General features: G+C 51.0%; 13 protein-coding genes. 2 read left to right on the forward strand and 11 right to left on the reverse strand.

The window, feature by feature from the left end; translation table 11 throughout:
* Positions 1-107 precede the first annotated feature (107 nt).
* On the reverse strand, positions 108-1,517 hold the full coding sequence (locus EDM21_RS12260) for a class II fumarate hydratase (RefSeq protein WP_157335849.1): 1,410 nt from the start codon (positions 1,515-1,517) through the stop codon (positions 108-110).
* Positions 1,518-1,943: 426 nt separating this feature from the next.
* Here EDM21_RS12260 and EDM21_RS12265 point away from each other — a divergent pair, with 426 nt between their 5' ends.
* Entirely contained in the window at positions 1,944-3,428 is a 1,485-nt protein-coding gene (locus EDM21_RS12265) for an NAD-dependent succinate-semialdehyde dehydrogenase (RefSeq protein ID WP_157336174.1), read from the forward strand.
* Between the two features lie 116 nt (positions 3,429-3,544).
* On the opposite strand, the gene EDM21_RS12270 is transcribed toward EDM21_RS12265, so the two are convergent.
* From EDM21_RS12270 to EDM21_RS12310, 9 genes are all read right to left on the reverse strand, one after another.
* Positions 3,545-4,003, reverse strand: a complete 459-nt coding sequence (locus tag EDM21_RS12270; protein ID WP_157335851.1) for a hypothetical protein — start codon at positions 4,001-4,003, stop codon at positions 3,545-3,547.
* Positions 4,004-4,154: 151 nt separating this feature from the next.
* Complete coding sequence (locus tag EDM21_RS12275) at positions 4,155-5,141, reverse strand: alpha/beta hydrolase (protein ID WP_157335853.1); 987 nt, start codon at positions 5,139-5,141, stop codon at positions 4,155-4,157.
* A gap of 71 nt (positions 5,142-5,212) precedes the next feature.
* Positions 5,213-6,520, reverse strand: a complete 1,308-nt coding sequence (locus EDM21_RS12280) for an NCS2 family permease (RefSeq protein WP_157335855.1) — start codon at positions 6,518-6,520, stop codon at positions 5,213-5,215.
* Positions 6,521-6,708: 188 nt separating this feature from the next.
* Complete coding sequence (locus EDM21_RS12285) at positions 6,709-6,924, reverse strand: YezD family protein (protein WP_157335857.1); 216 nt, start codon at positions 6,922-6,924, stop codon at positions 6,709-6,711.
* Positions 6,925-6,949: 25 nt separating this feature from the next.
* The gene (locus EDM21_RS12290) at positions 6,950-7,783 is read right to left on the reverse strand and encodes an alpha/beta hydrolase family protein (protein ID WP_157335859.1); all 834 of its coding nucleotides are present in this window, start codon (positions 7,781-7,783) and stop codon (positions 6,950-6,952) included.
* Between the two features lie 41 nt (positions 7,784-7,824).
* Positions 7,825-8,880 (reverse strand): sulfate/molybdate ABC transporter ATP-binding protein, encoded by a 1,056-nt coding sequence (locus tag EDM21_RS12295; protein ID WP_157335860.1) that lies wholly within the window; start codon positions 8,878-8,880, stop codon positions 7,825-7,827.
* 3 nt (positions 8,881-8,883) lie between these two features.
* Positions 8,884-9,795: a sulfate ABC transporter permease subunit CysW gene (cysW, locus tag EDM21_RS12300; RefSeq protein WP_157335862.1), complete on the reverse strand. Its 912-nt coding sequence runs from the start codon at positions 9,793-9,795 to the stop codon at positions 8,884-8,886.
* A 22-nt stretch (positions 9,796-9,817) separates the two neighbouring features.
* Positions 9,818-10,651 carry a sulfate ABC transporter permease subunit CysT gene (gene cysT, locus EDM21_RS12305; RefSeq protein ID WP_157335864.1) on the reverse strand — a complete coding sequence of 278 codons (834 nt, stop codon included), beginning with the start codon at positions 10,649-10,651 and terminating at the stop codon, positions 9,818-9,820.
* Positions 10,652-10,722: 71 nt separating this feature from the next.
* Positions 10,723-11,808: a sulfate ABC transporter substrate-binding protein gene (locus tag EDM21_RS12310; protein WP_157335866.1), complete on the reverse strand. Its 1,086-nt coding sequence runs from the start codon at positions 11,806-11,808 to the stop codon at positions 10,723-10,725.
* 328 nt (positions 11,809-12,136) lie between these two features.
* Here EDM21_RS12310 and EDM21_RS12315 point away from each other — a divergent pair, with 328 nt between their 5' ends.
* Complete coding sequence (locus tag EDM21_RS12315) at positions 12,137-12,364, forward strand: hypothetical protein (protein ID WP_235918167.1); 228 nt, start codon at positions 12,137-12,139, stop codon at positions 12,362-12,364.
* A gap of 210 nt (positions 12,365-12,574) precedes the next feature.
* Here EDM21_RS12315 and EDM21_RS12320 read toward each other — a convergent pair whose 3' ends face one another.
* Positions 12,575-13,360, reverse strand: a complete 786-nt coding sequence (locus EDM21_RS12320) for a TIGR00266 family protein (RefSeq protein ID WP_157335868.1) — start codon at positions 13,358-13,360, stop codon at positions 12,575-12,577.
* Positions 13,361-13,473: the final 113 nt, after the last annotated feature.

Genomic DNA, 13,473 nt, shown 5'->3' on the forward strand with positions numbered 1-13,473 from the left:
CTCTGCGAGGTCATTCCTCCAGATGCAGCCGACAACATGAAAATCCCGGCTCCCATAGTCATCTATGAGGGCCGGGATTTTCATGTTAGAAGGAGCCTGCTGCGCCTTTATTCCGATAAACTCTTCTGAACAATGGTTTCCCACTCTTCTTCCGTTACTATCTTTTTCTCGACCACAAGCTGACGAAGCGGTTTACCCGTATGGAGCGATTCTTTGGCGATTTCGGCAGCTTTATCGTAACCGATAATCGGATTGAGCATCGTGACAAGAGACAGGCTTCTGTCCATCCAGAACCTGCACTGCTCTTCGTCCGCTTCGATCCCGTTCAGACAATATTCTGAGAATGTATAAATCGCATTCGTCAGGATCTCAACCGACTGTAAGACATTATGGGCAATGACCGGCATCATTACATTAATTTCAAGCTGACTCCCGATCATAGCCGTCTGAACGGCTGTATCATTGCCTACCACTTGGCAGCAGACCATATACAGCATTTCCGGTATGACCGGATTCACTTTGCCCGGCATAATGGAAGAGCCCGGTTGAACCGCTGGAAGCCGAATCTCCGCCAGGCCCGTCTGCGGACCTGAGTTAAGCAGCCGGATATCGCTTGACACTTTGATAAGATGAACGGCCAGATCTCTGAGCAGGCCGCTTACCCGCAGTGCCGCAGACGGGTTCTGCATAAAGGCGAACCGGCTTTTGGCCTGCCTGTAAGCCGTACCCGTGCGTCTGCTGATCTCCGCGACCATACGCTGCGCATACTCCGGGTGCGTATTGACGCCTGTGCCGACCGCGTTGCCGCCGATTCCAAGATCAAGCAGTCCATCGGCGGCATATTCAAGCTGCTCCCACATGCGTTCGATGGTAGCCGCATAACCTTCGAATTCCTGGCCGAGTCTTAGCGGTACGGCATCCTGGAGGTGGGTGCGTCCCGATTTGACCACGGAATGGAATTGATGGGATTTGTTCCACAATTCACCGGTCAATCGCTCCATAGCCGGAAGTAGCTTGCGCGTCAGCGACTCATGCACGGACATACAGATAGCCGTAGGAATGGTATCGTTGGTCGATTGGCCTTTGTTCACATGATCGTTCGGATGAATCTGATCTTTACGGTCCCGGCCGAATCCGAGCTTCTCAAGTGCCACATTCGCAATCACTTCATTGGCATTCATATTCTGCGATGTTCCCGCCCCTGCCTGGAACGCATCGACGACAAACTGATCGTCCCACTTGCCCTCGATCACTTCTTCAGCGGCAGCCACTATAGCATCTGCAGCCGTTTTATCCAGCTCCCCCAGCTCCCGATGCACAACTGCCGCCGAAGCTTTAATAATTCCTTGAGCTTTTATGAATTCCCGCGGAAGTCTTAACCCGCTGATCGTAAAGTTACGGACTGCCCGCTGAGTCTGGGCGCCATAATAAGCTTCCGCCGGGAGAATGACTTCCCCGAGCGAATCGCTTGTAGTCCGGGTCCTGGACCTGAACTGGTCTTCGTTTAACTCTGTCATAGAAGTACCTCCCGCAGCAATCTGATTTATTCCGGTTTTTTTATGAGATGGGGTTACAAACAAGCCTTTACCCATTCTTACCCGATTTTGATTATTCTGATAGGCAGGTCTTATCGAAGGTTATGAACGATCGTCCTCCGTACGGCTCACAGATTAGTATGACCAGCAGATGTCAAATTCTCACCGGTATCCTTGTGGTCCCAAGCAGCTAATAGATATGCGGGATTTGGAACCGATCCCTTAACGTTTACCCGCTTTAGCGATCGGGTAGAATTAATGAAGCTGCAGACCAAGAGCCAGACGCAGCTAATTTTCGTTAAGCTTACTTTTCAGCTGCCGCCGTCATGTAAGTTTTGAGCCCTATGAACTTATCTTTTATAATAAAAGACAGGCATTCTCAATTGACTCAATGAAGGAGGAAACATGATGACTACCCCCTCACTACATAGAAATGAAAAACATAGAAACGACGAGGATTGGTTTAACCTGATCAACGGCGAGTGGATACCCTCCGGAAGCGGTAAAACCAACCCCGTGCTGAATCCATCCACGCTCAAGGAAATCGCGACAGTTCCTGTATGCGGTAAAGAAGAAACACTTCAGGCGATTTCAGCCGCGCATCAAGCTTTTCAGACCTGGAGCGCAACTTCCGCTTACGAACGTTCGGCTATTCTCATGAACTGGTACAGCCTGATGATGGAGCATCAGGACGAACTGGCGAAGCTGATGACCGCCGAACAAGGCAAACCTTATGAGGAAGCCAAAGGCGAAATCGCTTATGCAGCAAGCTTCATTTCCTGGTATGCCGAAGAAGCAAAACGGTTGTATGGCGACATCATTCCGGCCTCGACTGCAAACAAACGGATGTTCGTAATCCGTCAGCCTGTCGGGGTCATAGCCGCGATCACGCCTTGGAACTTCCCCGCCGCCATGATTACCCGCAAAGTTGCGCCTGCTCTGGCCTCCGGTTGCACCTGCATTGTCAAACCTGCCGGCCAGACGCCGCTTACAGCCCTGTATATGGCCAAACTCGCGGAAGAAGCAGGCGTCCCGGCGGGTGTGCTTAACGTTATCACCGGCAAATCATCCGTCATCGGCGATACGTTGTTCGAAGACTCACGCGTCGCCAAAGTCACGTTCACCGGCTCAACCGAAGTCGGCAAACACATTATGCGGGCGTCAGCCGCTACGATGAAGAAAATTTCGTTAGAACTTGGCGGTCATGCGCCGGTTATTGTGCTTGACGATGCAGACGCGCAGCTGGCTGCCGAGCAGACTCTGTTGTCCAAATTCCGCAACGCCGGCCAGACTTGTGTCTGTGCCAATCGGATTTATGTACAGAAGGGCATCCGCCCGGAGTTTGAACGGCTCCTTGGAGAGAAAATGGCCCGCCTCCAAGTCGGAGACGGGATGAAGCCCGGCACCTCAATAGGACCCCTGATCGACGAAGACGGAATGAATAAAGTCATTCGTCAAGTCGAGAATGCGGTCAGCGGAGGAGCCAAGATTGTGACCGGGGGCAAGGCCGTTAAGATACCGGGGCATGACGGCTATTTCTATGAACCGACTCTGCTCACCGGAGTCGATGCCTCAATGGAAATTATGCAGGAGGAAACCTTCGGACCGGTAGCGCCCATTGTTGAATTCGAAGATCCTGAAGATGCGATCCGTCAAGCGAATGACTCTCCTTTCGGACTCGCATCCTATCTGTTCACTTCCAATCTTAATCAGGCGATCCGTATAGCCGAACGTCTTCAATTCGGTATTGTGGGCGTCAATGACGGTCTGCCGTCAGCGGCACAGGCTCCTTTTGGAGGAATGAAAGAAAGCGGCCTCGGACGAGAAGGCGGTAAATACGGCATCGAGGAATATGTGGAGATCAAGTACATTTCACTAGGTTTACAGAGTTAATCGCGTCACTTATCATCCTACCAGCCTAAAAAACGTCTTCCGGTATGCCAGCCTGTAACGGGCATTGCTGCAGAAGACGTTTTTTTAAATTCACGGTCATTCATGATCGATTGTTTTCACTTTGCCGGAATACACACATCCCGAAAATAATAGGAAACCTGCATCTCCAGCTCCTTCTTATGTTCCATATCCGAGAAATTTAGCGTGACAGGCTCCATGATTCCGGCTACTATAATTCTGATTTCGCCATGATCGCCTTCCGTAATTTCATAACTGATTAACTTGTCTTTTGCATAAAAATATCTGGCTATACAGAGTCCATTCTCTCCGAGATAGAAATGGTCAGAATGATTCAGGTGCAGCAAACTAACGGCACTTATTATAATTAGAAGCCATTCGTTACCCCCAAAGGTAAACAGCATTGCCAGGTAAGCCAAAGCTAACGTCCAACTCATCTTTCGCACGTTCCCTTGGGCGTATACAAAACCAACATGCTTTTTAGCCTGTACCGATTGAAATAATTTCAAGAAAATGACGGACCCTGCAATCAGACCGATTATTACGTGGATAAACAAGAATGGAAGCCCCCTTAACCGCCTTCGTTAAATCAAGCACCCTTATTTTACCATAATAAACAGACCATCTCTTCTATCATACAAAAAAAGACCGCTTCAAAAGCGGCCTGATTTGCCCGTATTCGTATGCTTCGCTGTAATCTATTCACACTTATTCTTGAAGCTGAGGCATGACTTGCTCATCTATCAGTTGGTCGTGAGGCTGCACACCCCTACGGGTCCGCTCCAGCCAAACCATAATGTCGCTTGCCACTTCATCCCGGTTCACTTCATTCAGCAGCTCATGTCTTTTATTGGCATACAGTTTGCACTCCACATGCCTCAGTCCCAGCTTGCCGTATATACTCTGAAGAGCAAGTACACCTTTGCCCTGTCCTCCGACCGGATCTTTGTCGCCTGCAATCAGATAAATCGGAAGATCCTTGGGAATGAGCTTCAGATGCTTGTTTAAATGAATTTGTCCCAGATGCGAGAAAAACTCCTTGAAAAAGTTAGTCGTGCAGACGTATCCGCAGAGCGGATCTTCAATAAACTTATCCACTTCCTTGTCATCGGAACTCAGCCAGTCAAACTCCGTACGGTTCGGGCGGAAAGGAATATTAAAGCTGCCGAGTGCCAGATGCGTTAACAGCTTGCCTCTGAACCGTTCCCCTTTACGCAGAATGATTAAATTGGCGAGCGCCGATCCCGCCTTCAAGATGCTGCCGTGCGGACCATTCGTCCCGCAGAGAATAACGCCCCGGTAGAGTTCAGGCGCCCGGTACAGAACCTTCTGCGCCAGGAAAGACCCCATGCTGTGCGCGAATAAAAAGAGCGGAAGTCCCGGGTGATTCGTACGGGCCTGCATGGCAAGCGTAATGATATCCGAGGTCATTGCGTTGAAACCATCCCGGCCCGGATAACCCAGATCATCTTCAGTCAAAGCGGTGCGGCCGTGTCCGCGGTGGTCATTGGCATACACAATATAACCTCCTGCGGTCAGCTGTTCTGCAAAACGGCTGTACCTACCTGCATGCTCCGCCATCCCATGTGCGATCTGCACGATTCCCTGAGGCAGCGTATCCGCTTCCGGTTCCCACAAATGGACGAAAACGGACGAGCCTGCACCGGTGTCTAAATGAAAGTGGGATTGCTTCATTTCTCACCCGTCCCTTTCTTAAGTAAAGTGGTTTCGCTCTTACAACCTCATCCAGGCTTACTTAATCGTATTCAGGGCTGCAGCCATCCGATCTGGATGACGAATAAAGCCGCGAATACATAAAGAACCGGATGCACTTCCCGGAAGCGTCCCCGCGCCGCCTTCAATACAATATAAAAAATGAATCCAATGCCGATGCTTGTTGAAACGCTGTACGTAAACGGCATGGACACAATAACGAGGAAGGCCGGAAAAGACTCTTCGAAATTAGTCCAGTCAATGTGCAGCAAATCTTTGATCATATAGTACCCGACGATAATTAAAGCCGGAGCAGTGATCGAAGGCAGGCTGGCCAAAGTCTCCGCTACAGGTGCCAGGAAAGCGACAGCGCCCAGCAGCAGACAGGTTACGACTGCCGTAACCCCGGTGCGGCCGCCGGCGGCGATTCCCGATCCTGATTCAATCAGTGTCGTGACCGGACTTGTACCCATCAGCCCGCCTGCTGTCACGCCGGCTGCATTCGCCATCAAAGCGCTTCGTGAGCGTGGAAATTTGCCCTCTTTCATTAACCCCGCCTGCTCCGCCAGACTTACCAGAGTGCCCGTCGTATCGAACACCGAGATCAGCAGGAACGTAAAAGTGAGCGCGAATAATCCCTGTTCGAATACGCCTCCTAGATCCAGCTGCATCCATGTCCCGCCCATGCCCCCGGGCCATGCAAACCACTGATCAGGCAGCACAAGCAGACCCATGAGCCAACCGATGAGCGAACTGATCAGCATCCCGACAAATAAGGCGCCCCGGACCCGGTATGACATTAGTACGAGAGTCACTACCAACCCGATGCAGGCAAGAAGAGTCCCGGGTTCATGAAGGCTTCCAAACATGACTAACGTATCCGGAGAAGCCACAATGAGCTTTGCATTTTGAAGCCCTACAAAACATATAAACAATCCTGTGCCTGCTGTAATCGCATATTTAAGCGATGCCGGAATGGTCTCGATCAGGAGCCTCCCGTGACGGCTTAGGGAAACCAGCATAAACAAAATACCGGCCAGAAAAACAGAGCCCAGCGCAACCTGCCACGAAACACCCGCTCCCTGCACAGCGCCGAAGGCAAAAAAAGCATTGATGCCCATTCCCGGGGCAATCACGATCGGATAATTACCGGCTAATGCTATGATCAGCGTAGACAAAATCGTCGTAAGGATCGTTGCAGCAAAAACGGCATGAAAATCCATACCGGCCTCGCTTAGAATCGCCGGATTGACAATCACCACAAAAGCCATGGTCATGAAGGTGGTAAACCCCGCCAGTACTTCCGTCGACCAAGTGGTATTTCGTTCTTTTAATTGAAACCATTCGCTTACCTTGTTCAAAAAATGTCCCATTCCTTTCCTTGCTGCTGCTAATCATGAATTGTATCACGAAATCAAGGAGAGATCATCTGCATGCCTATATTAAATAGCGTTTCCAAACCGCTGATATTCAAGCCGGAACAGCAAAGAACCCGGATTCTCTTAGAATCCGGGCCTATACTGCTCTGAATGTCACCGAGCAAGCTGAATCAACTTCTTCCATCGCTCACCTTACGCTCCACGTGGAGCTTGGTGCCGTTAGCGGCTTGCTTGGTTTCGTTATCGAAGCGTTTGCGCTCTGTCCGTTCGATTTGGGCAATTCGGCCGTCATGAATGATGATTTGAACCGTGCCATACTCTAACCCGTTAATGCTTTGAATAATACGTTCAATCCAGAGTTCATTCAGTTCAACTGGTTTGGCCATCCCCATCAACCTCTCTTTTATCGTATCAAATCATCCAATCGTACCATTCCTTCTTACGCTTCTGCAGATCCAGCAGCCAAGCGGACGTTTTCCCGATCAGTGTAAGCGTACTGTCCCGGTTCGAAAACGTATGATCCGCTTGAAAAATAAGTTCCAGATCGCACTGCCCGTCTGCCCTCAGCCAGAACATTTTTTGATAAAGAGGCGCATAATCAACCGGGATATCATCGTCTGCCGTACCATGGGCGATGAGAACATCTCCTCCGAATTTACGCAGCTGCTCGAACGGCTGATGTTTGGAGAGCGAATCGAAAAATACAGGGGTAAGCAGGTACCCTTTATGATCAATGCCCTTATCTGCTTCCAGCTGACGATAAGCGTCCTTCCCTACGATTCGAACAATATCATTGTGAGGATGAGCGACTGCCGACCACATCACGAGCGTCCGGACACGGCGGTCAGAGGCGGCTGTCAGTAAAGCGACAGCGCCGCCGAGACTGTGACCGAGCAGCACGACCTGATGGGAATCGACGCAGTCGAGGCTGAGTGCATAATCCAGTACACGACGAGTCTGGGTAATCATGGCGTCAAGTCCCTCAGCCCCGTAATCCCCGGTACTTTCGCCACAGCCGGCATAATCGAAGCGCAGGACCATGTAGCCCTGGCTGCTGAACGCCCTCGCTGTTTTGACGAACAGCCTGTCAACTCCGATCCGGTTTCCGATAAAACCGTGACAGATGATGATAACCGGCCATTTGCCGCTGCCTCCGCGGCAGTCCGCCTCTTCTTTGTCTGTTGGATAATGCAGCGTCGCTGCAAGCTCCAGCTCCCCGCATGGGATCGTGATGTGATGTTCCATAAGCCATATTCCTTTCCTGGTGCGAATTATGCAAGTTCCGGTCAGATGTGAACCGGCATGGGGTCATATTTTAGTGCATTCTCGACCGTTCTGGTCTGGGTTCCGTCAAAGACGTATAAACGATGAACCAGCACACGTACCTGATCGCCCGGTTCTAAAGGAGCCTGTTCCAGCGAACGGTACCCGATCAGCCGGTAAGGGCCGGTATCGACTTCCACCTGCCAGTTGGATCCCCGGAAATACGTGCTGCGAACCACTCCGTCGGCGGCAGCCGTCTGGCGGCTGATTTCGTGCGGGAGCCCGATTTCAACGAACTCCGGACGAACAATGGCCGCCAGTTCCCCTTCTTCCTCGAAGCCGATCAGCGAACCTGCTTCCGCAAGCGGAGAAGACTCTCCGATAAACGAAGCGACGAACGGAGTCGACGGTTCCCTGTAAATATCCAGCGGCGATCCTTTTTGTTCAATCCTGCCTTTGTTCACAATCATGATCTCGTCGGCCACTTCGACAGCTTCCTCCTGATCATGCGTTACAAAAATAGTGGTGATGCCGACTCTGCTGATCATCTCCCGGAGCCAGCTGCGCAGTTCTTTGCGAACCTTAGCGTCAATGGCTGCAAAAGGCTCATCCAGCAGCAGCAGCTGCGGCTCGGGTGCCAAGGCTCTGGCAAAAGCGACCCGCTGCCGCTGCCCGCCTGACAACTGATGAGGAAGACGCTTCTCCAGACCGTTCAGTCCGGTCAGCTGAAGCAGTTCCTCGACCCGGGAGCGGATTTCCGTCTTGCTGCGCTTCTGGACGCGGAGACCGAAAGCGATGTTCTCGAAGACGGTCATATGTTTGAAAAGCGCATAATTCTGAAAGACGAAACCGATATGTCTCTCTTGGGGCATAAGGTCGTTGACCTGTTCACCGTGGAACAGAATTCGACCGGAATCCGGCTGCTCCAGGCCAGCCAGCATACGGAGAATCGTTGTTTTACCCCCGCCGCTCGGGCCGAGCAGGCCGATTAGTTTTCCTTGCTGGATCTCGAAAGAGATGTCCTTGGCCGCCTCGTATGAGCCGAATGATTTGTTAATCCCTTGTACACGGATATGCATTGGTTAACTTCCCCCGTTCAATGAGTTTGAGCCGGTCTCGGCGTTTTGCCTGCTGGTCTGGTGAAACTTCCATTCCACAAGGCTTTTGACAATCAAGGTCAAGACGGCAAGCAGCACGAGCAGGGAAGCTACCGCAAAAGAAGCCGCGAACTGATATTCGTTATATAAGATTTCGATATGAAGCGGGACGGTATTCGTCTTGCCCCGGATATGACCCGATACAACCGATACGGCACCGAATTCTCCCATTGCTCTGGCATTACAAAGAATAATACCGTACAAGAGACCCCATTTAATGTTCGGGATCGTCACCTTCCAGAAAATCCGCCAGCCTTTGGCGCCCAGCGTTGCCGCAGCTTCTTCTTCCTGCGTCCCCTGGGACTGCATGAGTGGAATAAGTTCACGTGCAACGAACGGGAAAGTGACGAACACGGTCGCTAAGACAATACCGGGAAGAGCGAACAAGATCTTGATGTCATTCTCCGCAAGAAACGGGCCAAACCATCCCTGTGCTCCAAATAGAAGGACAAATACAAGTCCGGCAATAACCGGTGAAATAGCGAAAGGCAAGTCAATCAGGGTAATAAGGACATTCTTGCCGCGGAAACGAAACTTCGTAATCGCCCAGGCGGCGGCTATGCCGAATATAACGTTGAGCGGAACCGCAATGGCGGCGGTCGTTAAAGTAAGCTTGATAGCCGCAAGAGCTTCCTTCTGTGTCAGAGCGGCGATGTATACTTCCCAGCCTTTTCTGAAGGCTTGAATAAACACGGTCGCGAGCGGTAAAACGAGCAGCAGCGTAAGGAAGAGCAGGGCTGTGCCGATCAAAAGCCACTGTACTCCTCGCGGTTCTGAAATATGCTTGGGCGGTTCTGAGGATGCCGTCCCGAAATTAGCGGCTACTTGGCCTGCCATAAAGTATCAGCTCCTTTCGCGGTCATCCGCTTACCCGCCGGTTGGATATCATTTGCAGCGCATTCGTGACCAGCAGAAGCACGAAAGAGATGATCAGCATGACGAGCGCAATCGCGGTCGCTCCGGCATAATCGTACTGCTCCAGCTTCGTCATGATGAGCAGCGGGGTGATCTCGGTCTTCATCGGCATATTGCCGGAGATGAAGACAACCGATCCGTACTCGCCGATAGCTCTGGCGAATGCGAGCGTGAAGCCCGTCAGCAGCGCGGGCATCAGCTGCGGGAAAATAACGCGGCGGAACGTCCGCCAGCGGGAGGCTCCGAGGCTCACGGCCGCTTCTTCCGTTTCACGCTCCAGCTCTTGCAGCACAGGCTGCACGGTGCGGACGACGAAAGGAAGACCGATGAACGTGAGCGCAATCACGACGCCGAGCGGCGAGAAGGCTGTCTTGATGCCGAGCGGCGCGAGCATGCTGCCGATCAATCCGTTGTCGTCGTACAGGCTTGTCAGCGCTATGCCGGCCACGGCCGTCGGCAGCGCGAACGGCATATCGACGAGCGCGTCGACAATCTTCTTGCCCGGGAAGCGGTAACGGACCAGTACCCAGGCAACGAGCAGACCGAACACCGCATTGATCAGTGCCGCTGCCAAAGAAGCGCCGAAACTGAGCTTGTAGGAGGCGATAACCCGGTCATCCGTCACGGCGCTCCAGAACTGCTCGAACGTCAGACCTGTCGTCTTCCATACGACAGCAGATAAAGGAAATAAGACAATCAGGCTTAGGTAAAGCACGGTAAAACCCATGGATAATCCGAATCCCGGCAGAATACGCTTTGGTTTACTATGTCTGGCCATTTGCTAACACGTCCCCTTGATCGCCTTTCCGAGTGGTGCCGGTTTGTACCGTCGCACCCGGGCACGCTTCATTATTTCGGTTTGTAAATCTGGTCGAACACTCCGCCATCGGCAAAATGGGTCTTCTGTACTTTCGCCCAGCCGCCGAATTCCGGATCATTAATCGTAAAGAGGTTAATTTCCTTGAATTTGTCCGCATACTGCTTAGCTACTGATTCCAGGCGCGGCCTGTAGTAGTTCTCTGCTGCGATTTTCTGCCCTTCCTCGCTGTACAGGTACTCCAGGTATGCCTGAGCGACCTCTTTCGTCCCCTTCTTTGCGGTATTCTTATCTACGATGGCCACAGGTGGTTCTGCAAGAACACTGATGGAAGGCGTTATAATTTCAAATTCATTTTTGCCGAGTTCGTTCAGAGAAAGGTAAGCTTCGTTCTCCCAGGCGATTAAGACATCACCCATGTTTCTTTCTACAAAAGTCGTCGTTGAGTCGCGCGCACCCGTTCCGAGCACCGGTGCATTCTTAAATAACTGTGTAACAAATTCTTTGGCCTTCGCCTCGTCGTTGTTGTTCTTCTTAAGCGCATATCCCCATGCAGCCACGTAATTCCAGCGTGCTCCGCCAGATGTTTTAGGGTTAGGCGTAATGACCGCAACCCCCGGCTTGACCAGATCGTCCCAATCTTTAATGCCTTTCGGGTTTCCTTTGCGGACAAGGAACACAATCGTAGAGGTGTAAGGAGTCGAGTTATCCTTCAGTTCCGTTTCCCAGCCCTTGTCAATCAGACCCGCCGCTTGAACCTGGTCAATATCATAAGCAAGTGCCAGCGTAACCACATCCGCTTCCGATCCTTCTATAACGGATCTGGCCTGTTTGCCCGATCCCCCATGCGACTGGTTAATGGTTACGGTCTGGCCCTTTTCTTGTTTCCAGTGTTTAATAAATGCCTCATTGTATTTCTGGTACAGTTCTCTCGTCGGGTCATAAGATACATTAAGCAGTTCAACTGCTTTTGGTGAAGAACCGTCCCCCGAAACTTTTGTATTTGTCGTTTCGTTCCCACCGCCGCAAGCGGTTAATCCGGTAAGCAGCGAAGTCAATGTCAGGACCATAACCGACCGGCCCAGTACTTTTCTAAAAGAATGTGATTGTACAGCCATGAACAAAATACCCCTTTCGATTTGGCAACTAGGAAAATCTTCATCATTCTAGCAGGTCAACCTCTTCGCGTCTCCGGAGGTCCGGTGGACAAAATAAACAAATCCTATAAGTTTAGTAAGAATTATTTATAAATCAATATAGCACCCGCTAATATCACGTGTCAATACGTAATTTTACAAAAATTTCTAAGTGCCCGTCCATCTCTTTGTTAATAATAGGGAGCCGTTTCAAACCTGCTTAAGCCGTGTAAAAATAGCTTGGAAACATACTAGAGACATAGCAAGCCCCCTAACCCGGGACTTGCTGCAAGCGGAGGTAATATTGAATATGGAAGCCATTTTTATAGAAGCGGAAGACATGGGAAACCGTTATGCTTACGATGCTGAGCAGGTCTTGATTGTCCATCTGCAGAATGACATTCTAGTGGAGAATGTTCACAGCGACTTGGATATAGAGACTTATCTGGACCGGTTTCAGAATGATGCGAAGCAAGTTGAGCTGATCAGCTTGGGAGAGTTTAACGAGCGTCTTGACGATATGCTGCTTCACTATTAAACCAATCATCATTTAAAAATGAACGCACACAACCTACATTCGCCTATACGCGATCTAGTCCCATACATGATAATAGATGAGGTATCAGTGAAGTAAGGCTGTCCGCATGGTAGTATTCTACCGGCAGGGCAGCCTTTCTTTGTGGGGCTACACAAAAAAAGGTTAGGCAGGAGCGATTGCTCCGCCTAACCTGCAAAAGATACCCGCGCGTTACTTGCCGTCCAGCAAATTCCCTAATCCCCCAAGGACACTTCCTTCTTCCTTCCGGTTGAAGGAGCCCGACATTACCCGTTCTGCCAGGCGGCTGAACGGCAGGGACTGAAGCCATACTTTGCCGGGGCCGCGCAGAGTGACGAAGAAAAGACCTTCTCCGCCGAAAACGGCTGATTTGATTCCTTTGACAAACTCGATATCATAGTCGACATCGGGCGTCATCGCTACGAAGCAGCCTGTGTCCACACGCAGGACTTCTCCGGGACGCAGATCCCGCTCAACAATCGTTCCGCAAGCGTGAACGAACCCGAGTCCGTCGCCTTCAAGCTTTTGCATGATAAAACCTTCTCCGCCAAAGAAACCGGCACCCAATTTACGTTGAAGCTCCACACCAATGGATACGCCTTTGGCCGCACACAGGAAGGAATCTTTCTGGCAAATAATTTTGCCGCCGTACTTATACAAGTCCATCGGAACAATTTTACCGGGATAAGGAGAAGCGAACGACACATGTTCTTTGCCGTACCCGTTGTTAGTAAACACCGTCATGAACAAGCTCTCTCCGGTCAACAGACGTTTACCCGCTCCCATCAGCTTGCCCATCAAGCCTTTTCCGCCGCTCCCGCCGGAGCCGTCGCCAAAGATGGTTTCCATGCTGATGCTGCCTTCCATCATCATCATGCTCCCGGCTTCAGCCACTACGCTTTCTCCCGGATCCAGTTCGATTTCTACATACTGCATTTCATTTCCGTGGATCACATAATCAATTTCATGAGCGTTCATAATAAGCACTCCTCTTTGTAATGGAATAGGATGAAGGCAACGGACGTTTAATCAACCCTGCCGCTTCATTCGGCCATACACTGTGTTACGCAGTGATTTCCGTTCCGTTCCAT

This window comes from Paenibacillus lutrae (assembly GCF_009757775.1).
Taxonomy (GTDB): domain Bacteria; phylum Bacillota; class Bacilli; order Paenibacillales; family NBRC-103111; genus Paenibacillus_F; species Paenibacillus_F lutrae.